Raw genomic sequence first — 26,895 nt, forward strand, 5'->3', positions numbered from 1 at the left:
AGCTGACGGCACTGCAGCAGAGATACCACACAGCTATAGGGCAACGAAGAGCTGCCTCGGATGCCCTGGGTGCTTATATGGCCTACTTCTCTCAACGTGCAACCCCAAGAACGGAGCGCGACAATGCGGTATCACGCTACTTGGCTGCCCCTGGTGTGGTTCGCAGACACAGCATGGTGGCAGCTGGTCTACAGCCAAATCGAGGGCGCTCCGTCAATTGCGCAACAAGCGGTGGATTGGGCTGGTTCATTGGAGCAAGAAGATGTCATCACTCAGCAGAGTCTTGCACATAGGCAGACCCTAGTCGCTGAACGAGATCGTCTGAACAGCGCTCGAATAGCACTGGCAGAGCATGCGGCCAGGATGCAGCAAGCACAGGTGCTTGTCGACGCTGCAAGACAACGCATTGGTGAGTTCGAGGTGCAGAACGCTGTGCTGATCGCAGCGGCTGCTGTAGAGCGCGACCTGATTGCCGCTGAGGTGCGAATCCAGGCGGCTTATGCCGAGTTTTTGGCCTTGTTGCGAAGGCATCGATCCGAGTTGCCTGGCACATTGATGGCCGGCTTGAACGCGCAAGCATTGGATCTCTACAACGAGTTCAACGTGCGAGATGCAGAGGAAGACAAACTCGCTGAACTGCACCTGCCATTAACTGGTGAAGGTCGAATAGAACTCTGCTTCCGTGGGGCGCGAGGACGCCGAGTCGATGCTCTCCAGGTGCTCAGTGAGGGCCATGTCCGATGCTTGGGGCTTGCGATTCTGTGAGCCAAGGCATCGAGCATCCAGGCGCCTACTGTGATCTTCGACGACGCCATCAATGCGATCGACCATGAGCATCGTCAAGGGATCCGGGAGGCTCTATTCGAGAGCGAGCGCTTCGCGAATACCCAGATCATAATTACGTGTCACAGCAACGAATTCATCAAGGACATTCAGAATCACGTCGGTCAGAACCAATGGTTGGCCTATGCGTTCATGCACCATCAGGGGAATTATCACCCGAGAGTGATGCGCAACGTCCCACATCAGGCTTACCTTTTGTTGGCCAGGGCTGCAGTCAATCGTGGTGACCATAGGGCAGCACTTCAGTTCTCCCGTCAGGCATTGGAAATGCTCACGCTGAAAATTTGGAAGTGGTTGGGAAGATGCAGTCAGGGTGTCTTGACCGTCCAGCTGGCTCGTGACGGAGATCAACCTGGCCTGAGTAACCTCCGCATCTATCTGTTCAAAGCTTCGAGGAGCCAACACGTTTGAGCATGCAGACAAGCAGCCACTGATCGATGCACTGGTTCGAATCCTCGGAATCGGCGAGCAGACCTTGATCTGGAGGTATCTGAACAAGGGCACCCATGAGGAAATCGATCGAGAAGATTTTGATGCGGGCTTGGTTGATGATGTCGTCCAGTTATTGGAGGCCATGAATGCTTTGCGTTTACGAGTTCCCTGATCGCACCATGCCACAGTTGATTCAATCGACCATTTCGCGGGGTATGAGAACAGGCCGGTCGCCAACCGGAGGCGTAGTTAGCGGTGGTGAAACTCGTTACCTTGGTATTGATGTGGCAGGCGTCAGACATCACCTATGGAGAGTTTTAGGCCCAGTTCAGCCAAGTGAGATGTGAGGTCTTGGAGTGGATTGTCGCGCTATGAAGTACGCGCATATGGGCGGGAGGTTCCCGCCCGTGTGCAAGCAAGGCCTCAGATAAGCCCTTTATCCTTCAGCTCCACGCTGGGCGCGATGCTTGATCTTGGCGATCGGTGGATTTTCGACAACCTGCATTTTCCAGTCGTCATGGCGCAATGTCGAGCCTTGGGCATCTTAACGGGTGGGTGGACTATGATGGCAGACGGGTAGGGACGATGATTGCAGATAGGCAGCGACGACCGCAGCCGGCAACCCGCCGTTGAACTGACGCGGCTGTTGCCAGTTGTCTCGCTGATCAGAAACTGCCCGATATTTTGTTGGGCCAGCGAGGGGGCCATGTAGCCCACTGTCGGTATCGATCCCGTCTTAAAGCCACGGTGCAAATGCTCCATCAGGGCGGCTTCATGGCAGCTCGCTGCCGGGTCATGCTTTGTGTGCCTGTGGAGCTCATAGCTGCTGCCATCGATGTTGCGTTTGTGGCTACACCACGGGTGGCACATACCTATGGAATGATCGGGTCGTCAACGATGTAATTGTAGTGGCGCAGCATTGATCTTGCCGTCTCGTCCAGTGGGTCGTGGACGCTAAAAGTCTTACAGTATCGTCCGTTAAGGGAGCCTCCCTCTGCGTCGATCAGCATGCACTGGCTCGGATACTTATCTGTGTAGCCAGACCATTTCATTCTTTGGTTGTGTGACCAACTGCCGAACGGGCCAAGGAAAGCTACCGCATTGAACGCTACGCGGTCGTTACGAGCGCCACCCAGCACTGAGTCGGCTAGCTCACTCACTTTCACTCGGTGATTTTTCATTGCCTCCTTGAAGGGGACTACCTTTCGAGGGTCACCTACCACCACTGCTATCGGGTTTTCCTGCCAGACTCTCCATTCGAGAGCGTCTGGAGTCAGATCGTCTTTCGAATGCGTGGATTCGGCAAATATCACTCCGAGAGCAGTGATTCCGTCGTCGTCTAAGAATCCGAGCCGCCGGAAGACGTCTACAGACAGGCCACCGATGATTCCGAGCTTTTTCGGGTTATACACGGTCGCCTGATTGAGAACATCGAACCCCTCTTCAGGGACGATCTCCCAATGTCTGGCAACGTAGCCTTGCTGAAGCAGGCCGAGCTCCTTAGAGCTCAATTGCTTCAGTGCAAGGATGAAGTATCGCCTGTATTCGGCGTCGAGATTGCGCAAGCGTATAGCGACAGTGAGGCGAGCGTAGGCTTCGGTTTTTCTACTGTCACTGTCATCCATGCAGCTCTGCAGCAAATCCCCGAAGTCGATGTCCAGATTTTCATCCCCTGAGTTTATTTCCTGTAGATCCACCTCGTCGAGTTCTGAAAGCAGCGCTAAGCAGTATCGGTTGACCCTTTCTTCTCTTCGGGAATCTACGAGGATTTTGAAGGCCTCATAGGCCCCTACGAACTTATCTGCACCTACAAGTGGCGCGAGCTTTGGGATTGCTGCTTTAAGAGCTGCTCTGTCCCTGTCTGTGAAAATTTTCATGGTGATTTCCATTAGATTTCGTGGGGCTTTCACCGCGACCCGGTTACGGAGTTTGAGAGGGGGCGACAGACGGCGGAGGTCAACGCGAAGGCGGAAGTAACATCATTCAGCTGGGGAAGGCTCTGGATCCTGTTCGCTTGTTTCTGAGGCTTGCAGCATTCTCTCGCGTGCTCTGCCATCCATTTACCCTTTAAAACTGTCCTTGGCCTGGCACTCAGCAGTATGCAGTCGACTGCACGCTTGCGAAAATCCTGAAGCTTGCGCGGAAGACCCGGTTTTGCTAGCTTACAGTCTATAAAGGACGTCGAGCTACCGATCAGAAATTAAGTCTGTAGGTAGGAGCCTAGGATAAGGGTTCGAATCTCTACGCTTCCGCCATATTCAAACCCCCGAGAAATCGGGGGTTTTTGCGTTTACGGACAGGAATAATGCTTTGTTGCCATTCGATGGATTTATGTACTCAAGAGGCCAGCCCTAGCTCGGCCGTTGGGTTGAGTGTCCCTGTCAGGCAATCAATGGATCCGTAATGTCCGCAGGCTCAACCCTGATACGACGCCGACCAAGGCAAGCACGGATTGAATACTGGTTGCATGTACAGTTTTACTCTGAGACAATCCTGTCTCTTTCCCATGTACACGAGCAGTGATTCTGGGCGAAGGCCTTGAGCCTCGAGTGATCGCCAGCGAGCGAATTGAATGCGGCATTGACCGTACAACAGCATCAATTCTCTTACCGACACCGAGGCAAATTTATGGAAATTGCAAAAAGTATCATTCTTTCCGCTGTGCTGTTTTGCGGTGTTAGCGCGCCCCCTCTATGGGCAGCAACTGCACAGTCCTGGAACTTGGCTCGCGACATGTACATTGCAACGGAGCGCGCGGCCCCCGGCTCGCCATGGTCGTTCATGCAGAATAAAACGGCACAGAGTCTGTCAGCCAACTACACGCCCCTCCCGACATTCGTCGCGGATACATGTAACGGTGCCAATTTAACGTGCTGGAGAGACGCAAGCACCGGTGCCTATATCAACATCATCAAAAAAAGCTTCACCTTTACCGGTAGTGGCGGAAGCTTCGTCTTCAAGCAGGGCGACGTGGTCACCCATCCAGGTTCCAACAGCGAGACCATTGTCCGCTGGACCAGTCCCATTCATGGCAGCATCAACGTGCTGGGTCGGATCAACGACCTCCATGATGCCTGCGGCGATGGAATCTCCTGGACCTTGAATTTGGGCGATGTACCGATTCAAAGCGGGAACCTTCCGAATGGCGGTAGTTCGGTGATTAAAGCCGCTAATGTCGGTGTGGATCAGGGCTCAGCCATCTATCTAGCAATCAACAAGAAAGCAGATCACTCCTGTGATGCCACCAGCTTGGATTTGATGATCACTAACTAATCAGCTCCCCCCAACTGATCCGAAAAACCACTCGGCTTCACGACCCGAGTGGTTTTTTAGACCACCTGTATTCCTTAAAATGGATGTCCGCGCTCTTTTCTACCCCTTTGCAGTAAGATGCTCAGGGTCACGATGTCCTACTCAGCCAAAACTTAGACGGCATGATTTTGCATTTTTCGTCCGACCTTCTAAAATGCAGCCCCCTTCAAAGGGGTCGTAGTCATCAAGCAAGGAAGTCGATATGCAATTTCTAAAAGCCCTGGGGCTGGCGATGGTCGTCACGCTGGGTGGATGTGCCAGTTTCACCAAGGATGAAGTACCCCACGTAGACTTGCCTTCGATGGCCAGCTACTCGAACAAGCCGAACGTCTATGTAGACTTCGACTTCTTCCAGGGAGACCCTGGTTATGCCAAGGCCAACGAAGTGCCTCAAGCCCGAGACATGCTCAAGCCCGAGCTCAAACGTATCCTCACTGAATCTGGCCTGTTCGGTCGGGTGACACTCGATGAGTTCGAGCGTCAACCGGGTGATGACCGTTTACGGTTGAAGGTCTACAACCATACGCCGAGTGGTGGACAAGCGGCATTTGCGTTCATCAGCGGCTTGACCCTGACGATCATTCCCGCGCTGGCCACCGACCAGTACACCATGACGCTCGAAACGCTGGATGATCGCGGTCAGGCGCTGGCCAAGTCTTCCAACCACGATGCTATCAACACTTGGATGGGTATCTGGTTCCTGCCTTTGGCGGGAAATACACCAAAGGCGGCTGTGAGTGATACATTCGCCCGTCAGGTCAACGCACTGCTGAAAAGCTGGGTTGAAAAGAATCGGACCAAGTACTCGTCGATTGAAGGCCGCACACCGCGCGCCTGATACAAGAAGAGCCGCTTTTGCGGCTCTTTTTCTTGAGGGCGTAGGCCTATTTCATCGCCCGGATGAATTGCGGGTCGCTGTACAAACTCTTGAGTAATGCCTGCAACATTGGGTTGTAGTTGTTGGCAGCGGCTGGGATGGCAATTGGACCGAAGAAGCTGCTATCCCATTCGCGGGTCACGTCTTTGGTCGCCTCATAAACGACCTGTCCGCCTCGGCGAAGGGTAAATCGGGCAGCCAGTTCACCTTCGCCATTGGCAAGGCCGGCAGTCAGTTGGCTCTTGGTCAACTGGACGTGCAACTCGCGGTCCGCCTTGGGATCGAGCAGGCCTGCGCGGCGCAACTCGTCGTTGATAGCCGTTTGTACATGCGCAGGGATACTGCCAATGGGTGACGAGATCGGATTCAGGCGAACCCTCAGCGAATCCTGTCCGGCATCGGCGTTGACTTGAGCGTCGCGCACATGCTGCAACGGGGCATGCTGCTTCAGTTGCTGAACGTTTTGGAAGTCGGGTTCGTAGCGGGCCATGGTTACACCGCATCCTTGTAGCAGAAGGGCACAGAACGGCAGGGTCAGGTAGAGTTTTCTCACAGCGGATCCTTGCTATCAGGTTAAGGCGCGAGATTATCGATAGATAGCACTGAGCTATCAACCACTATAAGCAGGCCTTCGCGGTATATGACGATGCGTGACGGCGCCGCTGCGGTTAGGATGTCGACCTCCGAAATTCGCAACAGGGAAAACGTCATGACCGCCATTCGTTTGCGCTGCGCCACGCCTGCCGACACGGATCGCTGCTACCAGATAGAAACCAGCGCATACGAAGGCGATGAAGCCGCCACCCGTGAAAAGATCGCCACCCGTATCGCCCAGTACCCTGAAGGGTTTTTGCTGTTGGAGTTGGACGGCCAGATCGCCGGCTTCATCAACAGTGGTTGCGCCCATGAAGTCGTGATGTCCGACGAGGCGTTCAAAGAGCTGATCGGGCATGATGCGCAGGCTGCCAATGTGGTGATCATGTCGGTAGTGGTCGATCCGGCGTTCCAGGGGCGTGGACTGGCCGCGCAGTTGATGGAGCGCTTCGTCGAGCAGATGCGTGAGCGCGGCAAGTCGACCATTCATCTGATGTGTAAGGATCGACATGTTGGTCTTTACGAAAAGATGGGCTATCGCTATGTGCAGCCGTCCAGCTCCGAGCATGGCGGGATGGCCTGGCACGAAATGGTCATGGCACTGTAAACCGACGTTGGGCATCTTCTCATTCAGCCAAGGAGTGGCGTGTGAACTACGTGGTCATCGAAAGGCATCGCAGCGAGTATCCGAAACCCATCAGCTTCGCACAGGGCGTGCGCTTGCAGATCGGTCAGCGCTATGAGGGAGACAAAGGCTGGGAGGATTGGTACCTGTGCCACTGCGCAGGCCAGGAGGCGGGATGGGTACCAGCGCAGGTGATAGAGCGCCTGGGAGTCGGCGAGGGCAGGGCGTTGGAGCCGTATTCGGCGCATGAGTTGGACGTCGATCCCGGTCAGGTCATGGTCGGGTTGCGGCCTCTCAATGGCTGGTTGTGGTGCCGCAGGCAGCGCAATGGCGAGCTGGGCTGGCTGCCGATGCACAAGTTGCGTCGACTGGACTGAAAGGCGTGTGCCGCACCGCATCTGATATGCTTTTTTTCCGCAAAGCTGAATCTGTAACCGTATCAGTGCAGGCCTGACAATAGCCCCCAAGCCCTGTAGTGCCAAGCATCATGCGCAGGGCAAGCGGGGCTGCACCGCAACCGTAGTGGGCAGCTCCGCCAATCAGTCCCTACTGTCTCGAGGTTCCAATGGGCAAGCTTGCGTTTTTCCTGGGTGGTTTCCTGCTGCTGACAATTGCGATTGGCCTGCTGGGCACCATTCCTCCGAGTTGAAACTCCCTTTACTACAGCCTTTCGAGCCTGTCTCTGGTTGAGACGGGCTCGCGGCGTTTGTGCGTGAAGTTGTCTCACTGAAAAAGCATCAGCGACGGACGCTGTGCGATAAGTCGTTCTCCTGCCTGGGAATTCTGTCCACAGAAAACGTGGGCAGGTCTGTGGATAAAGCGCTGGAGGCCAGAGGCGGAGCGGGCTTCGTTAGATTGAGCAGAATTTGTACAGCGTGTGAGGGGTAGCTCAGCGGTGTGACGGCTCCTGATACCGCTCAGGCGGCCGGCGATTCAAATCACCTGGCGCTGGGCCTGCTCCACCCGATTGCGACCTTGAGCTTTGGCCCGATACAGGGCCTGGTCGGCGTCGGCCAGCAGGTTGTCCAGGCTGGAGGCCGGGCGCTGATCGCTGCAACCGCTGATGCCGATGCTCACGGTGACGCGCAGTTGCTCTTCGCCCTCACGCACCTGCAACTCCTGAACGGCGCGGCGCAAGCGTTCGGCGGTGAAGCTGGCCTGTTCCGGGACCAGCCCCGGCACGACGATTGCGAACTCCTCGCCGCCCAGGCGGGCAAGCAGTTCGCCGTCATGCAACTGCGCCTGCAGTACCTGGGCGCATTCACGCAGAACCTGATCTCCAACCGCATGGCCATGCCGGTCGTTGATCGCCTTGAAATGGTCGATGTCGAGCATCATCAGGGTCAAAGGCAGCCTCTGACTGTGCTGTCGACGGCCTTCCAGCAAGGCGTTCGCTTGTCGGGTGAAAGCACTGCGGGTGAGGGCACCGGTGAGGTGATCGACGTTCGCCTGGTGAGCCAGGCGCGCCAGCAGCGCGCGGTTGGCGTGGCTGATACATGCCACGATCAACGGGCCGAGCACCAGCATGGCGATGCCCAACCGTGCGGACATCAAGGCGGTCACTCCGGCCTGGCTCTGCGGCATGCTGAAGTGCATGAGGTTCTGCGCCACCGCCACGATCAACGTGCTTCCTGCGGTCAGGGTCAACAGCGAAAGCAGGAAGGGTGAATAGCTCAGGGCGCACCACAGCAGGGCCGAGATCGGGAAGGCGATCGCACCCGGACCGCCGAAGCCGATGCTCAGGGCCAACGAGGCCAGCAGCATGAGCAGGGGAGACAGGCTGATCCGCTGGCCACTGCTGCGCAGCAGGGCAGGCAGGGAAGGCGCGGTGAGCATGATCGGCAAGACCAGCACGCTGGTGGAGAACTGCTCGCTGAACCAGGCCATCCAGGTCGAGCGCAGCGATTGGTCGAACCAGGGTGTTGCCATCAGGCAGGCGAGCGTGGCGGCGACCATCGCGCCGGCCGCACAGGCGGCGAACGTGCGCAGTACGCCATGAGGGGTGCGTAGACGCCGATGCTGGCGCGGCAAGTTGACCAACAGACGCCAGAAGGTGATGACTGCGCCAACATTGCACAGATTGAACCACAGTGCCGGATACCACTGACTGCCGCACAGCAGATCGGCACCCACCATCGCCAGGTACATCAGCGCAATGCCGACGAAACTGCCGTGGCGAGGATGGCGGAGCAGCACTCCGGCCAGCACCGCATTCACAGGCCAGAACAGCGACAGCGATTCGATCGGCCGGGCCAGGATACCCCCAAGGGTCAAGGCGAAGGTCAGACCGAACAGCAGCAACGCAGGCAACAGGCGCGAATGGGCTGGAAAAACCATGAGTTCGACCACAAGCGAGAAGTAGACCAGGACGACTGCGGCAACACCTGGGGCACGGCGTGAAGTGTGGTTCAAGCGATGAATTGATGTCAATTGGATATTATTTGGCACCCATCCTCGGTGATATCCGTTCATCGCAGCTCGAGTTTGAGCGTTGTGCGCTACAGAGCATAAAACCAGGGCACCATGACCACGCTGACGACCATGACCAACAGTGTGAACGGCACGCCCACTTTGACGAAATCGGCGAAGCGGTATTGCCCGGGCCCCAGCACCAAGGTGTTGACCGGTGAGGAGACGGGCGTCATGAAGGCTGCCGAGGCAGCCAAGGCCACGATCATGGCGAAGGGATAGGGCGACAGGCCTAGTTGTTGCGCCGTGCTGACTGCCACCGGGGCCATCAACACTGCGGTGGCGGTATTGGAGATGAACAAGCCGATCAGCGCCGTAAGGGCGAACAGGCAGGCGAGTATGGCCTGCGGCCCGGCGCCACCGAGCAGACTCACCAGCGCCGTTACCGCCAGATCGATACCGCCGGTCTTCTGCAGGGCCAGGGCGAACGGCAGCATGCCGACGATCAATACCAAGCTCTGCCAGTGGATGGCACGATAGGCGCTGTTCATGTCGATACACCGCCCGGCGCCCATCAGCAGACAGCCGATCAGTGCCGCGATGACATTGGGCACCAAGCCACTCACCATCAAGGCGATCATCACCGCCAGGCTGGCCAGCGCCTGGGGCGCCCTGGCGCGAGCTGGCGCCACCTGGTCGACTTCTGCGGGCAGGCTCAGGACGATGAAGTCCCGAGGCTCGGCTTGCAACTGGCGTACCGATTTCCACGGGCCGATGACCAGCAGGGTATCGCCCAGGCGCAGCTTCTCTTCTACCAGGGGCGTCTGCACTGCGTTCTGCTCGCGGCGCAGGCCGACCACGTTGAGGCTGTAGCGGCTACGGAAGCTCAGTTCGAGGAGGTTTTTGCCGATCAGTTGCGAACCCGGCGGCAGTGATACCTCAGCCATGCCCACTTCCTGCGATTGATCGATGAAGTAGGCGGCCTTGAAATGCAGGGGTTCGAGTTGCATGGCCTGGCACAGGCTGCGCAGGTTGTCGTGATTGGCGAACAGATCGAGCAGCAGCACATCGCCTTGATGCAGCACAGTGCCGGAATCAGCAGCGATCACCCGGGTGGTGAACTTGTGCTGGCGTTCTATACCGACCACATTGGCGCCGTGTCGAGTCCGCAGTTCGAGTTCGCCGAGGGTATGCCCGATCAGGGGCGAGTGCGGGCGAATGCGCAGGCGGCGCTCGCGACCACTGAGTTTGTAGTCCAGCACCAGGTCGAGCAGGGTCCGGCGAGTCTCGCTGCGTCCGTCCTTGCGTACCTCACCGTTGAGCCAATGGCGAGTCAGCAGCATGTAGCCAATGCCGAGCACCAGCACCACCAGCCCGAAAGGGGTGAAACTGAAGAAGCTGAAACCGGCCAGGCCATGGCGCACCAGTTCGCTGTGCACCACCACGTTGGGCGGCGTCGCCACCAGGCTGAGCATGCCGCTGATCAGACCGGCGAAGCTCAACGGCATCATCAGCCGGCTGGGCGACAGCTTCAGGCGCGCGGCAATGCTCAGCACCACCGGGATGAAGATCGCCACCACGCCCGTGGAACTCATCACTGCACCAAGCCCGGCCACCGCCACCATCAGCAGCACCAGCAGGCGCGCCTCGCTGCGACCGGCGCGTTCGCTCATCCACTCGCCGATACGGTAGGCGATGCCAGTACGCACCAGGCCCTCGCCGATCACGAACAAGGCCGCGATCAGCACCACGTTCGGATCGCTGAAGCCTGCCAGGGCCTGTTCGACGGTGAGAATGCCGGAGAGTGGCAGGAACAGAATCACCAGCAGCGCCACCACGTCCATGCGCGGACGGTTGACGATGAACAGGGTGACGACGACAGCGAGCAGGCCGAGGACCAGTAGCAGGTCAGAGGACATGGGGCAGGGTGATCCTTCACGGTTGAACAGGGAATGAAGCGCCACAGTGTGCCATGTGCACCGACAGGCGTCGTTGACGTGCTGCAGGATTTGTCTGGCTGACCAGCCCGCGCCTCGATCGATGGCGCAAAGCGGACGTTGTCGTGGTCACACGCAGAACGAACCGAAGCGCTTTCCCAAGGAGCCCCAATGCCCGCGCACATCGAAGACTATGCTTTGCTCGGAAATTGCCGCAGCGCCGCTCTGGTCAGCCGCGATGGCTCGATCGACTGGTTGTGCCTGCCGCGTTTCGACGCACCTGCGGTATTTGCTGCACTGTTGGGTAATGAGGAGAACGGACGCTGGCGCCTGGCGCCCAGCGATCCTGTGCAGCAGTGCACGCGGCGCTACCTGGATGACACGCTGGTGCTGGAAACCGTATGGACCACCGCCGCAGGTCAGGCGCGGGTGCTGGATTGCATGCCCATGGGCGAACAGAACGCCGTAGTGCGTATCGTCGAGGGCATTTCCGGGCAGACGCACTTCGAACTCGATCTGGTAATGCGCTTCGATTATGGCCGCAGCGTGCCGTGGGTGGAGCGGCTCGATCCGCTGAGTCTCAGCGCGGTCGCCGGGCCCGACCGGCTTATCCTGCGTAGCACGGTGGGTTTGCATGCCATGGACCACCACAGCGTCTGCCGATTCCGTGTCGGCGCGGGCGAACGCCAGGTCTTCGCCTTGCGTCATCAGCCTTCGCACCTGCCGGACGAGGCGGACTTCGACGCCGACGAGGCGCTGGCCCACACCATCAGTCACTGGCAGTCATTCGCTGCACGTTGCCCCGACATCGGCCCGAACAGCGCGCGGGTGCGTCGTTCGCTGTTGACCCTCAAGGCGCTGACCTACGCCCCGACCGGTGGGATCGTCGCTGCGGCCACCACCTCGTTACCCGAGCGTATCGGCGGCGAGCGCAATTGGGACTACCGGTTCTGCTGGCTGCGCGATGCGACCATGACCCTACTGGCGTTCATGAACCTCGGTTACTTCGACGAAGCCCAGGCGTGGCGCGAATGGCTGCTGCGCTCGGTGGCCGGCAATCCGGAACAGATGCAGATCATGTATGGCCTGGCGGGCGAGCGCGACCTGGCCGAGTTCACCTTGCCCTGGCTGGCCGGGTATGAGCATTCCAGTCCCGTGAGGGTCGGCAATGCCGCCTCCGGGCAGCGGCAACTGGACATTTATGGCGAGGTGGCCGATGCCATGAGTCAGGCGCTCAAAGGAGGTCTACCACGACACCCGCGCAGCGCCGCCATCGCGCGGTTGATCATGCCCTATGTCGAGAGCATCTGGCGTGAACCGGACGAGGGCATCTGGGAGGTGCGCGGCGGGCGCCAGCACTTTGTGCATTCGAAGGTCATGGCCTGGGTCGCCTTCGACCGCGCGGCGAGTCTGGCTGAAACCACCGAAGAGGGCCGCGAGCAGGGACAGCATTACCGGCGGGTGGCCGAGCAGATTCATCGCGAGGTCTGTGAACAGGGACTCGATGCCAGTGGTCAGCATTTCGTCCAGGCCTACGGCTCCAAGGATCTGGATGCCAGCCTGTTGCAGATTGCGCTCACCGGTTTTTTGCCTGCCGAGGATCCGCGCTTTTTGCGCACGCTCGAGCAGATCGAGCAGCGGCTGATGAACAACGGCCTGTTGCTGCGCTACGACACCGACAGTGGCGGCGATGGCCTGACACCTGGGGAAGGTACCTTCCTGGTCTGTTCGTTCTGGCTGGCGGACGTCTATGTGCTGCTGGGGCGCCAGGAGCAGGCCCAGGCGCTGTATGACCATTTGACCGGACTGTGCAACGACGTCGGTCTGTTGGCCGAGCAATACGATCCGATCGGGCAGCGCATGCTGGGTAACTTCCCCCAGGCCTTCAGTCACATCGGTATCATCAACACCGCGCTCAATCTGCACAGGGCGCAGTGTCCGGCAAGGGATCGCGCGAGCAGCGCTTGACCTCGGCTGAACGATGCCCGGCGCAGCGCCTGCTCCTGAAACAAGACACCCCGCCGAAGCGGGGTGTCTTGTCTTGCGGTCAGTGTATCAACCGACCAGGTGCAGTCCAGCCTGCTGGACCAGGTCCAGCAGCGGCTGCGGGTACACGCCCAGCACGAAGGCGAGGATCGCCACGGCCAGCAGCATCACCCCACCGGCACGTTGTTCCCAACGCAGCGGTGCATCGTGGCTGCGCAGGTTCGGCTCGGCCAGGTACAGGGTGACCATGACCCGCAGGTAGTAGTAGACGCCGATGGCGCTGCCGATCACCAGGGCCCCGACCAGCCACCACAGTTGCGATTGCACACCGGTGGCGATGATGTAGAACTTGCCGATGAAGCCTGCCGTGAGCGGAATACCCGCCAGCGACAGCATCATCACGGTCAACACCGCCGTCAGGTACGGACGACGCCAGAACAGGCCGCGGTACTCGTACAGCGCGTCGGCGTCACGGCCGGCGTAGGGCGAGGACATCAGGGTGATCACGCCGAAGGCGCCGAGGCTGGTGATCACGTAGGTGACCAGATACACGCCCATGGCTTCCATCGCCAGGCCTTTGCTCGCCACCAAGGCGATGAGCAGATAGCCGAAGTGGGCGATGGATGAGTAACCAAGCAGCCGCTTGAGGTTGCTCTGGGTCAGTGCCAGCAAGTTGCCGACCAAAATCGAGGCTACTGCGATCACCGCCAGTACGGTGCTCAGCACGCCGCTGCTGGCAGCAGGGGAGAGCATGAACAGACGTACCACCACGGCAAATACCGCGACCTTGCTGGCGGTGGCCAGGAACGCGGCCACTGGCGCCGGAGCGCCTTCGTAGACGTCCGGGGTCCACAGGTGGAAGGGCACCAGCGACAGCTTGAAGGCCAGGCCAACCAGCATCATGCCCAGGCCCAGCTGGGCCAGCAGGCTCGGCATGCTGGTCGCGGCCAAAGCCTTGCCCAACTGGTCGAAGGTCAGGCTGCCGGCATCGGCGTACAGCAGCGCCATGCCGAACAGCAGGAAGGCCGAGCCCGCGGCCGACAGCACCATGTACTTGATGCCGGCTTCCAGTGAGCGCTTGTTGAAGAAGGCATACGCCACCAGGCCATAGACCGGAACCGACAGCAGTTCCAGACCGATGAACAAGCCGGCGAGGTGGTTGGCACTGACCAGCACCAGACCGCCCAGGGCCGACATCAGCAGCAGCAGGTACAGCTCTTCACGGTTGCCTGGGAAACCTTTGGCGCCTTCGCCCAGGTAGGCGTGGGCCAGTGTCACGCAGGCCAGGGTCGCCACCAGGACGATCGCCATGTACAGGCAGGCGAACTTGTCGATGGTCACCAGGGAGGTGACCGCCAGTGGTGCCACTTTCAAGGCGGGCAGGATCGACAGCAGGGCCAGGTTCAGGCCCACCGTCGACAACAGGAAGGTCTGCGAGTGATTGCGCTTGAAGGCGATCGCCAGCATCACCACCACCGTGGTGAGGGTGGTGATCAGCATCGGCGCCAATGCGATGAAGTGTTGAGTGGTGAATTCCATAGCGCTCTTACCGGGCCGAAGCGAGTTGAGTGAAAGCGGAACCGAGCCACTGCTGCACACCGCTCATGGTGGCGGCAGAGGTGTCGAGGAACGGCTGCGGATACACGCCCAGCAGGACCAGCAGTGCCGCCAGACCCAGCACCATAATCAGCTCGCGAGTGTCCATGCCGGCCAAGACGGTGTCAGCCTTGCTCGGACCGAAATAGGCGCGGTGGATCATGATCAGCGAGTAGACCGAACCGAACACCAGGCCAGTGGTGGCGATCACGGTGATCCATGGCACGTGGGCGAAGCTGCCGATCAGGATCAGGAACTCGCCGACGAAGTTACCAGTGCCTGGCAAGCCCAGCGACGCGGCGGCGAAGAACAGGCTGATGGCAGGCAGGTAGGCGATGCGGTGCCACAGGCCACCCATCTGGCGCATGTCACGGGTATGCAGGCGCTCGTACAACTGGCCGGACAGGATGAACAGCGCGGCGGCCGACAAACCGTGGGCGAGCATCTGGATCACCGCGCCTTGCAGGGCCTGCTGGCTGCCGGAGTAGATGCCGATCAGCACGAAGCCCATGTGCGAGACGCTGGAGAAGGCGATCAGGCGCTTGATGTCGGTCTGCGCGAAGGCCAGGAAGGCGCCGTAGAAGATGCCGATCAGACCCAGGGTCATGGCGATGGGGGCGAACTCGGCCGAAGCATTGGGGAACAACGGCAGGGCGAAACGCAGCAGGCCGTAGGCGGCAGTCTTCAACAGGATACCGGCCAGGTCCACGGAGCCGGCGGTCGGCGCCTGGGCGTGGGCGTCAGGCAGCCAGGAGTGGAACGGCACCACTGGCAGCTTGACCGCGAAGGCGATGAAGAAGCCGAGCATCAGCAGGTACTCGACACCAGGCGGCAACTGCGCCTTGAGCAGGTCGCTGTAGTTGAAGGTGATCACGCCGGTGGTGTTGTAGTTGACCAGCACCAGGCCAAGAATCGCCACCAGCATAATCAGGCCACTGGCCTGAGTGAAGATGAAGAACTTGGTAGCGGCGTAGATCCGGGTCTTCTTGCCATCGGCCGAGCTGTGACCCCAGAGCGCGATGAGGAAGTACATCGGCACCAGCATCATTTCCCAGAAGAAGAAGAACAGGAACAGGTCCAGGGCCAGGAATACACCGACCACGCCACCGAGGATCCACATCAGGTTGAGGTGGAAGAAGCCGACGTGGCGCTGGATCTCTTTCCAAGAACACAGCACCGACAGCACGCCGAGCAGGCCGGTGAGCAGGATCATCAGCAGCGACAGGCCATCCAGGGCCAGGTGGATGCTGATGCCGAAGCGCTGGATCCACTGGACCTTGTATTCCAGCGCCCAGGCGGGCTCGGCGCCCGGAGCGGGGGCCAGGGTGTAGTTGCCGGTGCCCCACAGCCATAGGCCGATGCCGAGCAGCAGGGACATGGTCAGCAGCGCGATCCAGCGCGGCAGGGTGGCGCCGAAGCGCTCACCCAGCCAGCACAGGAAGCCGCCGATGAAGGGGATCAGGATCAGCCAAGGCAGAATCATGACGGGTTCGTTTCCTTTCGCAGAGTCGCAAGGTTCGCGAGGTTCGCAATATTCACGGTCATACCGCAGCCACAATCACGGCGCCGAGTACCAAGACGGCACCTACGGCGATGGAGGCGGTGTACCAGCGCAGCTGACCGGTCTCGGTCTTGCTCATGGCGACGTGGCCACCGCGAGCCATGCGAGGAATCAGGCCAATACCACGGTCAACCGGATCCTTGCGCAGAAGGTGGCTGATCAGCAGGTAAGGTTTGACGAACAGCTTGTCGTAGATCCAGTCGAAGCCCCAGGCCGCGAACCACCAGGCCGACAGTACGCGACCGATGCTGCTGTGGGCGATGGCGGTGACCAGACGACGCTTGCCCAGGAACAGCACGGCGGCCAGCAGGATGCCCGCCAAGGCGATGGCGCCCGAGGCGATTTCCAACGAGTGCTTGGCGGCGCCACCGGCGTGGCCGGCGCTTTCCGGCAGCACGCCGGCCAGCGGCGGATGGATCCAGGCACCGACGAAGGTCGACAGCACGATCAGCACGCCCAGTGGCAGCCAGTGGCTGATGCCGTGGCCGGCGTGGGCTTCGGTCTTGGCCTCGCCGTGGAAGGCGATGAAGATCAGGCGGAAGGTGTACAGCGAGGTCATGAAGGCGCCCACCAGGCCTGCGTAGAGCAGGTTGGTGTTGCCACTGGCGAAGGCTTCCCAGAGGATCTCGTCCTTGGAGTAGAAGCCCACGGTCAGGATCGGCAGGGCCGACAGTGCCGCGCCCCCGACCACGAAGCTGGCGTAGGCCAGCGGCAGCTTCTTCCACAGCCCACCCATCTTGAAGATGTTCTGCTCATGGTGGCAGGCCACGATCACCGCGCCGGAAGCGAGGAACAGCAGGGCCTTGAAGAAGGCGTGGGTCATCAGGTGGAAGATGGCCGCATCCCAGGCTCCTACGCCCAGGGCGAGGAACATGTAGCCAATCTGGCTCATGGTGGAGTAGGCGAGGATACGCTTGATGTCGGTCTGCACCAGTGCCGCGAAGCCGGCCAGCACCAAGGTGACACCACCCACCACGCCGACCAGGTGCAGCACGTCCGGGGCCAGGGTGAACAGACCGTGGGTACGGGCGATCAGGTAGACGCCTGCGGTGACCATGGTCGCCGCGTGGATCAGTGCCGATACAGGGGTGGGACCGGCCATGGCGTCGGCCAGCCAGGTCTGCAGCGGCAACTGCGCCGACTTACCGACCGCACCCCCGAGCAGCATCAGGGTGGCCAGGACCATCCAGGTGTCGCCAGCCTGGAATTTCTGCGGCGCCAGTACCAGCAGTTCCTGAACGTTCAGAGTACCCAGTTGGGCGAACAGGATGAACAGGCCGATGGCCATGAACACGTCGCCGATACGGGTGACGATGAAGGCCTTGAGAGCAGCGTTGCCGTTGTTGCGGTTGCTGTAGTAGAAACCGATCAACAGGTACGAGCACAGGCCCACGCCTTCCCAGCCGAAGTAGATGAACAGCAGGTTATCGCCCAGGATCAGGAACAGCATGCTGGCGATGAACAGGTTGGTATACGAGAAGAAGCGCGAGTAACCGGCTTCGCCGCGCATGTACCAGGAGGCGAACAGGTGGATCAGGAAGCCCACGCCGGTGACCACACCCAGCATGGTGACCGACAGGCCGTCCAGGTACAGGGTGAAGTTCGGCGCGAAGCCGTCCACCGACATCCACTGCCAGAGCAACTGGCTGTACGCGCCACCGGCGGGCGGGGCGACGTTGAACTGCCAGATCACGTAGGCGGCGGTGGCGGCCGAGAGGCCAACCGAGCCGACACCGATCAGGGCGGACAGGTTCTCCGAGAACCGCCCGCGCGAGAACGACAGCAGCAGGAAGCCGATCAAGGGGAAGACAAAAGTCAGGAAGAGAAGATTCATCCGCGCATCTCACTGGCAGCATCGATGTCGAGAGTGTGGAAGCGGCGATACAGTTGCAGCAGGATCGCCAGGCCAATGCTGGCCTCGGCGGCTGCCAGGCTGATCACCAGAATGAACATCACCTGACCGTCGGGTTGGACCCAGCGGGCACCCGCGACGATGAACGCCAGGGCAGAGGCGTTCATCATGACTTCCAGACTCATGAGCACGAAGAGGATGTTGCGCCGGACCATCAGCCCGACCAGACCTAAGCAGAACAGGATGCCGGCGACCGCCAGACCGTGTTCGAGAGGGATAGCACCCATGATTTACTCCTTCGCCTCGTTGCGGCCCAGGTGGAAGGCAGTGACGGCCGCAGCCAGCAGCAGCATCGAGGCCAGTTCGACCACCAGCAGGTAGGGGCCGAACAGGCTGATGCCGACCTCTTTCGGGGTGATGGTGGTGCCGCTGATGGCGGCGCCGCTAGGTGCCACGAACAGCACGTAGAGCAGTTCCAGCAACAGCAGTGCGGCGAGAATCACCGGCCCCGCCCAGATGCCGGGCTTGAGCCAGCCGCGTTCCTGGGCGACCGAGGCCGGTCCCAGGTTGAGCATCATCACCACGAAGACGAACAGCACCATGATGGCGCCGGCGTAGGCGATCACTTCCAGGGCGCCGGCGAATGGCGCGCCGAGGGCAAAGAAGATCATGGCAACAGAGATCAGCGAAATGATCAGGTACAGCAAGGCGTGCACGGGGTTGGTCCCAGTCACCACCCGAAGGGTGGAAACCACGGCGATCCCGGATGCGAAGTAGAAAGCGAATTCCATCTTTCTGTCCTTATGGGAGCAAGCTCTTCACGTTGATCGGCTCGGCTTCGTTCTGCGCGGCGCCTTTCGGCTTGCCGGCGATCGCCATGCCCGCAACACGGTAGAAGTTGTAGTCAGGGTTCTTGCCGGGGCCGGAGATCAGCAGATCTTCTTTCTCGTACACCAGGTCCTGACGCTTGAACTCGGCCATTTCGAAATCCGGAGTGAGCTGGATCGCGGTGGTCGGGCACGCTTCTTCACACAAGCCGCAGAAGATGCAGCGCGAGAAGTTGATGCGGAAGAACTCCGGGTACCAGCGTCCGTCCTCGGTCTCGGCCTTCTGCAGCGAAATGCAACCGACCGGGCAAGCCACGGCGCACAGGTTGCATGCCACGCAGCGTTCCTCGCCATCGGGGTCGCGGGTCAGGACGATGCGGCCGCGGTAACGTGGCGGCAGGTACACGGGTTCTTCGGGGTACTGCAGGGTGTCGCGTTTGCGGAACCCGTGGGAGAACACCATGGCCAGGCTGCGCAGCTGAGTGCCGGTGCCCTTAACGATGTCGCCGATATACTTGAACATGGGTCAAATCCTCACTGGGCCGCGACGGCTGGCGTGTTGTAGAGCACGATCGCAGCGGTCACCAGCAAATTGATCAGGGTCAGCGGCAGGCAGAACTTCCAGCTGAAGTCCATCACCTGGTCATAGCGTGGGCGCGGGATCGAGGCGCGCAGCAGGATGAACAGCATGATGAAGAAGCCGGTCTTCAGGGCGAACCACAGGAACGACAGTTGCGGCAGGATGCCGAACGGACCGTGCCAGCCACCGAAGAACAAGGTCACCAGCAGCGCCGAGATGAGGATGATGCCGATGTACTCACCGACGAAGAACATGCCCCATTTCATGCCGGCATACTCGATGTGGTAGCCGTCGGCCAGTTCCTGTTCCGCTTCGGGCTGGTCGAACGGGTGACGGTGGGTCACGGCGACGCCAGCGATGAAGAAGGTGCAGAAGCCGAAGAACTGCGGAATGATGAACCACAGGTTCTGCGCCTGGTACTCGACGATATCGCGCATGTTGAACGAGCCCACCTGCACCACCACGCCCATCAGCGCCAAGCCCAGGAACACCTCGTACGACACGGTCTGTGCCGAGGCGCGCAAGCTACCCAGCAGGGCATACTTGTTGTTCGACGACCAGCCGGCGAACAGCACGGCATACACCGACAAACCGGCCATGGCGAAGAAGAACAGCAGGCCGATGTTCAGGTCCGCCACGCCCCAGGTCGGGGTGATCGGGATCACCACGAAGGCGATCAGCAGGGCGCTCATCGCCACCACCGGGGCCAGGGTGAAGATCACGCGGTCGACGAAGGGTGGGTTCCAGTCTTCCTTGAAGAACATCTTCAGCATGTCGGCGGCGATCTGGAACATGCCGAACGGGCCGACACGGTTCGGACCGTAGCGGTCCTGCCACCAGCCCAGCAGGCGACGCTCGACGAAGCTGAGCAGTGCACCGCAGACCACCACCGCCAGCAGCACCACGATGGCGCGCAGGACGGCGAGGATCGCATCGATCACTTCGGGGGTGAACCAGCTCATTGTGCTGCCTCCTGCAGACCTTCGACGGGTGCACCGAAGATGGCCGGGGGAATGCCGGCCAGGCCTTTCGGCAGCGCCACCAGGCCTGCGCCCAGTGCTTCATTGATGCGCAGTGGCAGGCGCAGCGAGACGCCGGCCACGTCCAGGCTCAGCAGTGCGCCTTCATTGACGCCCAGGCGGTCGGCTTCGGACTTGGCCAGCGCGACGTAGGCCGCAGGAATGCGCTCCTGTACCGGTGTGGCGCGCGAAGAGTTCTCCTCGCTGCCGAACAGGTGGAAGAACGGTACCGCCGTCCAAGTGCCGCGAGCGGGATTGAACGCGCCTGGGATGGCCTCGAACCAGCTCAGACGATCGCCTTGCGACTCGATCAGGCGCACGCCCGGATCACCGGCACGCAGGTGACCGCCGACTTCGTCCTGGAACTTGTTCCACGCCTGTGGCGAGTTCCAGCCTGGCGACCAGGCGAACGGCACTTGCTGACGCGGTTCGGCCGAGCCCGAGTAGCCTTCCATGGAGAAGGCGAAGGCGGTGTCCTTGTCTTGCGGGGTGCGCGGCTCGTGCACGCTGATGTTGGCGCGCATGGCCGTGCGGCCGGAGTAGCGCAGCGGTTCGCGGGCCAGCTTCATGCCCTTGATGCGGAAAGCAGCGCTCGGTGCGGCATCGACGATGCCAGCCAACTGCGGCGCGGCGGCGGCGCAAGCGCTGGTGACATGGTCCAGTTGAGTCCAGTCCACAGGCTTGTCGAGCAGGGTGGCACGCAGGGCGTGCATCCAGCGCCAGCCTTCATGCACCAGGATGCTGCTGTCCAGGTATTGCGGATCGAATACTTGGAAGAAGCGCTGTGCACGGCCTTCCTGGCTCACCAGGGTGCCGTCGCCTTCGGCGAAGGACGCGGCGGGCAGTACCAGGTGGGCACGGTCGGTGGTGGGCGTCTTGGAGTGATCGGCGACGATCACCACTTTGGCGGCAGCCAGGGCTGCGTCGACCTTGGCGGCCGGAACACGGGCGTACAGGTCGTTTTCCAGGACCACGATGGCGTCGGCCTTGCCGCTGATCACGGCGTCCAGCGCGGCGTCGACGGCGTCGCCACCCATCATCGCCATGCCGAGGCTGTTGGCTTCAGGCACCACCAGGCTCAGCGAACCATTCTTCTCGCGCAGCTTCAGGGCCTTGGCGATGTTGGCGGCCGCTTCGACCAGCGCAGGGTCGGCCAGTGAAGTACCGGCAATGACCAGCGGGCGCTGGGCGGCGATGAGGGCGTCGGCGATGCGTTGAGCGAGGGCCTGCGCGTCGGCGTCCAGACCCGCGACGGCCGGGGCGCTCGGGTCGATGGCGTGGGCCACGGCAAAGCCCAGGCGGGCGAGGTCGGCGGGCGCCGCGTGGACGCATTCCTCAGCGACGTCATCGAGCTTGGTCTCGGCCAACGAGGCGATGAACAGCGGGTACAGCGCGTGCTGACCGATGTTCTTCACGGCGGCGTCGAGCCAGGGTTGCACTTTCATGCCCTCGGCCATGGCCTCGGCCTTGCCCTTGGTGGCCTGGCGCACGGCCAGGGCGACGCGGGCGGCGGTCTGGGTCAGGTCTTCGCCGAGCACGAACACGGCGTCGTGGTCTTCGATCTCGCGCAGGGTCGGCACCGGCAGCGGGCTGTTGTTCAGCACGTCGAGCACCAGGCGCACGCGGGCCAACTCGCCGGCTTCCATACCCGAATAGAAGTACTCGGCACCGACCAGTTCACGCAGGCCGTAGTTGCTCTCCAGGCTGGCGCGAGGCGAGCCGATGCCGACGATGGTACGACCGCGCAGCAGGTCGGCGGCCTTGTCCAAGGCAGCGTCCAGCGAAAGCTTGGTGCCATCGGCCAGCAGCGGCTGGCGCGGGCGGTCGCTGCGGTTGACGTAGCCGTAGCCGAAGCGGCCGCGGTCGCACAGGAAGTACTGGTTGACCGAGCCGTTGAAGCGGTTCTCGATCCGACGCAGTTCGCCGTAGCGCTCGCCGGGGCTGATGTTGCAGCCGCTGGAGCAGCCGTGGCAGATGCTCGGGGCGAACTGCATGTCCCACTTGCGGTTGTAGCGCTCGGAGTGGGTCTTGTCGGTGAATACGCCAGTCGGGCAGACCTCGGTCAGGTTGCCGGAGAACTCGCTTTCCAGCACGCCGTCTTCGACGCGGCCGAAGTACACGTTGTCGTGAGCGCCGTACACGCCCAGGTCGGTACCACCGGCATAGTCCTTGTAGTAGCGCACGCAGCGATAGCAGGCGATGCAGCGGTTCATCTCATGGGCAATGAATGGGCCGAGGTCCTGGTTCTGGTGAGTGCGCTTGGTGAAACGGTAGCGGCGCTCATTATGGCCGGTCATGACCGTCATGTCCTGCAGGTGGCAGTGACCGCCTTCCTCGCACACCGGGCAGTCGTGCGGGTGGTTGGTCATCAGCCATTCGACGACGCTGGCGCGAAACGCCTTGGATTCTTCATCCTCGATGGAGATCCAGGTGCCGTCGGAGGCGGGGGTCATGCAGGACATGACGATACGACCACGGGTGTCGTTCTCGTCGGTGTACTGCTTGACCGCGCATTGCCGGCAAGCACCAACGCTACCGAGCGCCGGATGCCAGCAGAAATAAGGGATGTCGAGGCCGAGCGACAGACAGGCCTGTAACAGGTTGTCTGCACCGTTGACTTCGAGCGCTTTGCCGTCTACGTGGATAGTGGCCATTGTTCAAAGTTCTTCGTTGGCCCGCGTGAGCGGGCGTGGCTAATGGAAATCTGTGCGCCTGCGGCTCGCGTCATACCTGCGCGCGCCTGCAAAGCCGGCGGGTGGCACGGACCACCCGCGTTTCATCTTGTTATGCGCCAACCGTAATCGGCTGGGCCAGGCTCGGGCGCAGGGTGTCGGCAGCGCTTGCTGGCGCGACACCGGCCTCGAACTCGGACCGGAAGTATTTGATGGCACTGCCCAAGGGCTCGACGGCACCCGGTGCGTGAGCACAGAAGGTGCGGCCTGGGCCGAGGAAGTTGACCAGACCCAGCAGGGTCTCGATGTCTTCGGCGCGGCCCTGGCCTTTTTCCAGGGCGCGCAGCATCTTCACGCTCCATGGCAGGCCATCACGGCATGGGGTGCACCAGCCGCACGACTCGCGGGCGAAGAACTCTTCCATGTTGCGCAGCAGCGAGACCATGTTGACGCTGTCGTCCACGGCCATGGCCAGGCCCGTACCCATGCGGGTGCCGACCTTGGCGATGCCGCCTGCGTACATCTGCGCATCGAGGTGCTCGGGGAGCAGGAAGCCAGTACCGGCGCCGCCAGGCTGCCAGCACTTGAGCGTGAAGCCGTCGCGCATGCCGCCGGCGTAGTCCTCGAACAGCTCGCGAGCGGTGACGCCGAACGGTAGCTCCCACAGGCCCGGGTTCTTTACCTTGCCGGAGAAGCCCATCAGCTTGGTGCCGTGATCCTCGCTGCCTTCGCGGGCCAGCGACTTGTACCAGTCGTTGCCGTTGGCAACGATGGCGGGCACGTTGCACAGGGTCTCGACGTTGTTCACGCAGGTCGGCTTGCCCCACACGCCGACGGCGGCGGGGAAGGGCGGCTTGGAGCGCGGGTTGGCGCGGCGGCCTTCGAGCGAGTTGATCAGCGCGGTTTCTTCACCGCAGATGTAGCGACCGGCACCGGTGTGCACGAACAGCTCGAAGTCGAAGCCGCTGCCCAGGATGTTCTTGCCCAGCAGGCCGGCGGCCTTGGCTTCGGCAATGGCGCGGTTGAGGTTGTTGGCGGCGGTGGTGTATTCGCCACGCAGGAAGATGTAGCCGCGATAAGCCTTCAGGGCGCGGGCGCTGATCAGCATGCCCTCGACCAGCAGATGGGGCTGTTGCTCCATCAGCATGCGGTCCTTCCAGGTGTTGGGCTCCATTTCGTCCGCGTTGCACAGCAGGTAGCGGATGTTCATGGATTCGTCTTTGGGCATCAGGCCCCACTTCACCCCGGTAGGGAAGCCGGCGCCGCCGCGGCCCTTGAGGCCGGAGTCCTTGACGCTCTGTACGATGTCGTCGGCGGACATCTCGGCCAGTGCCTTGCGGGCGGCGGCATAGCCGTTCTTGGCCTGGTACTCGTCGAGCCAGATCGGCTCACCGTCTTCACGCAAGCGCCAGGTCAGCGGATGGGTTTCGGCCGCGCGCGCGATGCGGTTGGCCGGGCCGAAGGAAGTGATGGTCATGCGTAGCCCTCCAGCAGTTTGGAAACGCCAGCCGGCTGCACATCGCCGAAGGTGTCGTCGTCGATCATCAGCGCCGGGGCTTTGTCGCAGTTGCCCAGGCAGCACACCGGCAGCAGGGTGAAACGTCCGTCGGCAGTGGTTTGGCCGAGGCCGATGCCCAGCTCGCTCTGGATCTGGCTGACCACCGATTCATGGCCGCCGATGTAGCAGACCATGCTGTCGCAGACGCGGATGATGTGGCGACCGACCGGTTGACGGAAGATCTGGCTATAGAAGGTGGCGACGCCTTCGACATCGCTGGCCGGAATGCCCAGCACCTCGCCGATGGCGTAGATGGCGCCGTCCGGCACCCAGCCGCGTGCCTTCTGCACGATCTTCAGGGCTTCGATGGACGCCGCGCGCGGGTCTTCGTAGTGGTGCATCTCGTGCTCGATGGCCGAGCGCTCGGTTTCGCTCAGGGCGAAACGGTCGGTTTGGATCAGCGTGCTGTTCATGCTTAGCGGTCCACGTCAGCCATAACGAAGTCGATACTGCCCAGGTACGCAATGAGGTCGGCGACCATGCTGCCCTTGATTACCGAAGGGATCTGCTGCAGGTGCGGGTAGCTCGGCGTACGGATGCGGGTGCGGTAGCTCATGGTGCCGCCATCGCTCGTCAGGTAGTAACTGTTGATGCCCTTGGTCGCCTCGATCATCTGGAAAGACTCGTTGGCCGGCATGACCGGGCCCCACGAGACTTGCAGGAAGTGGGTGATCAGGGTTTCGATGTGCTGCAGGGTGCGCTCTTTGGGCGGCGGCGTGGTCAGCGGGTGGTCCGCCTTGTACGGGCCTTCCGGCATGTTGCGCAGGCACTGGTCGATGATGCGGATACTCTGGCGCATTTCCTCGACACGGACCATGCAGCGATCGTAGGCATCGCCATTGTGGGCCAGCGGCACTTCGAACTCGAAGTTCTCGTAGCCGGAGTAGGGGCGGGCTTTGCGCAGGTCGAAGTCGCAACCGGTGGCACGCAGGCCGGCACCGGTGGTGCCCCATTCCAGGGCCTCTTTGGTGTTGTAGGCGGCGACGCCGATGGTACGGCCTTTGAGGATGCTGTTCTGCAGGGCGGCCTTGGTGTATTCGTCCAGGCGCTTGGGCAGCCATTCGACGAAGTCCTTGACCAGCTTGTCCCAGCCGCGCGGCAGGTCGTGGGCGACGCCACCGATGCGGTACCAGGCCGGGTGCAGGCGGAAACCGGTGATCGCCTCGATCACGGTGTAGGCGCGCTGACGGTCGGTGAAAGTGAAGAACACCGGGGTCATGGCGCCGACGTCCTGGATGTAGGTACCCAGGAACAGCAGGTGGCTGGTGATGCGGAAGAACTCGGCCAGCATGATGCGGATGGTGTCGACCTTCTGTGGCACCTGGATGCCGGCCAGCTTCTCGACCGCCAGTACGTAGGGCAGGTTGTTCATCACCCCGCCCAGGTAGTCGATGCGGTCGGTATAGGGGATGAAGCTGTGCCAGGACTGGCGCTCGGCCATTTTCTCGGCACCACGGTGGTGGTAACCGATGTCCGGCACACAGTCGACGATCTCTTCGCCGTCCAATTGAAGGACGATACGGAAGGCACCGTGGGCCGAAGGGTGGTTGGGGCCGAGGTTGAGGAACATGTAGTCCTCGTTGGCGCCCTGGCGTTTCATGCCCCAGGCCTCTGGATTGAAGCGTGCCGACTCTTCTTCGAGCTGCTGCTTGGCCAGGGTCAGGCTGTAGGGGTCGAACTCGGTGGCGCGGGCAGGGTAGTCCTTGCGCAGCGGGTGACCTTCCCAGGTCGGCGGCATCATGATGCGGCTCAGGTGCGGGTGGCCGGCGAAGTCGATGCCGAACATGTCCCACACTTCGCGCTCGTACCAGTTGGCGTTGGGCCAGATGCCGGTGACCGAAGGCAGGTTCAGGTCACCTTCGCTTAGCGACACTTTGATCATCACGTCGCTGTTACGCTCGACCGACAACAGGTGGTAGAACACGCTGAAATCGGCCGCCGGCAAGCCGCGGCGCTGGGTACGCAGGCGTTCGTCGACGCCGTGCAGGTCGTAGAGCATGCTGTACGGTTTAGCGACACCGCGCAGGAAGCTGAGCACCTCTTTGAGCTGGGCGCGCTTGACCCACAGCACAGGCATGCCGGTGCGGGTCTCCTGGGCGACGAATGCTTCGGCGCCAAAACGGTTGTGCAATTCGACGACCACATCCTGGTCGTCTGCCTTGTAGGGCGGAATGAAAATAGCGTTGTCCGCTGTCATGGTCTCGGTCGCTTTGGG

Annotated in this window: 22 protein-coding genes; 7 read left to right on the plus strand and 15 right to left on the minus strand. The window is 61.3% G+C overall.

The features are described 5' to 3' along the window. Window positions 1–123 precede the first annotated feature (123 nt). Window positions 124–765, plus strand: a complete 642-nt coding sequence (locus GKC70_RS10395) for a hypothetical protein (RefSeq protein WP_342651256.1) — start codon at window positions 124–126, stop codon at window positions 763–765. Window positions 766–795: 30 nt separating this feature from the next. Then, a complete protein-coding gene (locus tag GKC70_RS10400) occupies window positions 796–1,254 on the plus strand; it encodes a hypothetical protein (protein ID WP_342651257.1) in 459 nt (152 codons plus the stop codon). Between the two features lie 893 nt (window positions 1,255–2,147). Here the strand turns inward: GKC70_RS10400 and GKC70_RS10405 are convergent. Next, on the minus strand, window positions 2,148–3,152 hold the full coding sequence (locus GKC70_RS10405; protein ID WP_342651258.1) for a hypothetical protein: 1,005 nt from the start codon (window positions 3,150–3,152) through the stop codon (window positions 2,148–2,150). 751 nt (window positions 3,153–3,903) lie between these two features. On the opposite strand from GKC70_RS10405, the gene GKC70_RS10410 reads away from it, so the two are divergent. Beyond that, on the plus strand, window positions 3,904–4,548 hold the full coding sequence (locus GKC70_RS10410) for a hypothetical protein (protein WP_342651259.1): 645 nt from the start codon (window positions 3,904–3,906) through the stop codon (window positions 4,546–4,548). A 241-nt stretch (window positions 4,549–4,789) separates the two neighbouring features. Continuing rightward, window positions 4,790–5,425: a hypothetical protein gene (locus GKC70_RS10415; protein ID WP_342651260.1), complete on the plus strand. Its 636-nt coding sequence runs from the start codon at window positions 4,790–4,792 to the stop codon at window positions 5,423–5,425. Window positions 5,426–5,471: 46 nt separating this feature from the next. Here the strand turns inward: GKC70_RS10415 and GKC70_RS10420 are convergent, their stop codons facing one another. Continuing rightward, window positions 5,472–6,017: a hypothetical protein gene (locus GKC70_RS10420; RefSeq protein ID WP_342651261.1), complete on the minus strand. Its 546-nt coding sequence runs from the start codon at window positions 6,015–6,017 to the stop codon at window positions 5,472–5,474. Window positions 6,018–6,173: 156 nt separating this feature from the next. Here GKC70_RS10420 and GKC70_RS10425 point away from each other — a divergent pair, with 156 nt between their 5' ends. Together GKC70_RS10425 and GKC70_RS10430 are read left to right on the plus strand one after the other, a co-directional pair. Then, window positions 6,174–6,665 (plus strand): GNAT family N-acetyltransferase, encoded by a 492-nt coding sequence (locus GKC70_RS10425; RefSeq protein WP_342651499.1) that lies wholly within the window; start codon window positions 6,174–6,176, stop codon window positions 6,663–6,665. A 41-nt stretch (window positions 6,666–6,706) separates the two neighbouring features. After that, window positions 6,707–7,060: an SH3 domain-containing protein gene (locus GKC70_RS10430; protein WP_029614122.1), complete on the plus strand. Its 354-nt coding sequence runs from the start codon at window positions 6,707–6,709 to the stop codon at window positions 7,058–7,060. 556 nt (window positions 7,061–7,616) lie between these two features. On the opposite strand, the gene GKC70_RS10435 is transcribed toward GKC70_RS10430, so the two are convergent. Then, the gene (locus GKC70_RS10435) at window positions 7,617–9,020 is read right to left on the minus strand and encodes a diguanylate cyclase (protein WP_342651262.1); all 1,404 of its coding nucleotides are present in this window, start codon (window positions 9,018–9,020) and stop codon (window positions 7,617–7,619) included. A 161-nt stretch (window positions 9,021–9,181) separates the two neighbouring features. Beyond that, window positions 9,182–11,011 carry an SLC13 family permease gene (locus GKC70_RS10440; RefSeq protein ID WP_342651263.1) on the minus strand — a complete coding sequence of 610 codons (1,830 nt, stop codon included), beginning with the start codon at window positions 11,009–11,011 and terminating at the stop codon, window positions 9,182–9,184. Window positions 11,012–11,200: 189 nt separating this feature from the next. Here GKC70_RS10440 and GKC70_RS10445 point away from each other — a divergent pair, with 189 nt between their 5' ends. Next, window positions 11,201–12,997: a glycoside hydrolase family 15 protein gene (locus tag GKC70_RS10445; RefSeq protein WP_342651264.1), complete on the plus strand. Its 1,797-nt coding sequence runs from the start codon at window positions 11,201–11,203 to the stop codon at window positions 12,995–12,997. An 87-nt stretch (window positions 12,998–13,084) separates the two neighbouring features. On the opposite strand, the gene nuoN is transcribed toward GKC70_RS10445, so the two are convergent. The 11 genes from nuoN to nuoC form a co-directional block, all read right to left on the minus strand. After that, the gene (gene nuoN / locus GKC70_RS10450) at window positions 13,085–14,554 is read right to left on the minus strand and encodes an NADH-quinone oxidoreductase subunit NuoN (RefSeq protein WP_029614119.1); all 1,470 of its coding nucleotides are present in this window, start codon (window positions 14,552–14,554) and stop codon (window positions 13,085–13,087) included. A gap of 7 nt (window positions 14,555–14,561) precedes the next feature. Continuing rightward, the gene (gene nuoM / locus GKC70_RS10455) at window positions 14,562–16,094 is read right to left on the minus strand and encodes an NADH-quinone oxidoreductase subunit M (protein WP_029614118.1); all 1,533 of its coding nucleotides are present in this window, start codon (window positions 16,092–16,094) and stop codon (window positions 14,562–14,564) included. Window positions 16,095–16,152: 58 nt separating this feature from the next. Continuing rightward, window positions 16,153–18,006, minus strand: coding sequence for an NADH-quinone oxidoreductase subunit L (nuoL, locus tag GKC70_RS10460; protein WP_039578386.1), 1,854 nt, complete (start codon window positions 18,004–18,006; stop codon window positions 16,153–16,155). Next, complete coding sequence (nuoK, locus tag GKC70_RS10465; protein ID WP_008096201.1) at window positions 18,003–18,311, minus strand: NADH-quinone oxidoreductase subunit NuoK; 309 nt, start codon at window positions 18,309–18,311, stop codon at window positions 18,003–18,005. Before nuoK ends, nuoL begins: the two co-directional genes overlap by 4 nt. 3 nt (window positions 18,312–18,314) lie before the next feature. After that, window positions 18,315–18,815 (minus strand): NADH-quinone oxidoreductase subunit J, encoded by a 501-nt coding sequence (gene nuoJ / locus GKC70_RS10470; RefSeq protein WP_039578378.1) that lies wholly within the window; start codon window positions 18,813–18,815, stop codon window positions 18,315–18,317. 10 nt (window positions 18,816–18,825) lie between these two features. Next, window positions 18,826–19,374 (minus strand): NADH-quinone oxidoreductase subunit NuoI, encoded by a 549-nt coding sequence (nuoI, locus tag GKC70_RS10475; protein WP_016488223.1) that lies wholly within the window; start codon window positions 19,372–19,374, stop codon window positions 18,826–18,828. Window positions 19,375–19,385: 11 nt separating this feature from the next. Beyond that, on the minus strand, window positions 19,386–20,393 hold the full coding sequence (gene nuoH / locus GKC70_RS10480) for an NADH-quinone oxidoreductase subunit NuoH (protein ID WP_029614116.1): 1,008 nt from the start codon (window positions 20,391–20,393) through the stop codon (window positions 19,386–19,388). Further along, window positions 20,390–23,104: an NADH-quinone oxidoreductase subunit NuoG gene (gene nuoG, locus GKC70_RS10485; protein ID WP_342651265.1), complete on the minus strand. Its 2,715-nt coding sequence runs from the start codon at window positions 23,102–23,104 to the stop codon at window positions 20,390–20,392. The genes nuoH and nuoG overlap by 4 nt, the downstream gene beginning before the upstream one ends. A 130-nt stretch (window positions 23,105–23,234) precedes the next feature. Next, a complete protein-coding gene (gene nuoF / locus GKC70_RS10490; RefSeq protein WP_342651266.1) occupies window positions 23,235–24,599 on the minus strand; it encodes an NADH-quinone oxidoreductase subunit NuoF in 1,365 nt (454 codons plus the stop codon). Then, on the minus strand, window positions 24,596–25,093 hold the full coding sequence (gene nuoE / locus GKC70_RS10495) for an NADH-quinone oxidoreductase subunit NuoE (protein WP_029614115.1): 498 nt from the start codon (window positions 25,091–25,093) through the stop codon (window positions 24,596–24,598). Before nuoE ends, nuoF begins: the two co-directional genes overlap by 4 nt. A 2-nt stretch (window positions 25,094–25,095) precedes the next feature. Beyond that, window positions 25,096–26,877, minus strand: a complete 1,782-nt coding sequence (gene nuoC / locus GKC70_RS10500) for an NADH-quinone oxidoreductase subunit C/D (protein WP_342651267.1) — start codon at window positions 26,875–26,877, stop codon at window positions 25,096–25,098. Window positions 26,878–26,895 lie beyond the last annotated feature (18 nt).

This window comes from Pseudomonas sp. REB1044, assembly GCF_038813925.1.
GTDB classification, from domain to species: Bacteria; Pseudomonadota; Gammaproteobacteria; order Pseudomonadales; family Pseudomonadaceae; genus Aquipseudomonas; species Aquipseudomonas boreofloridensis.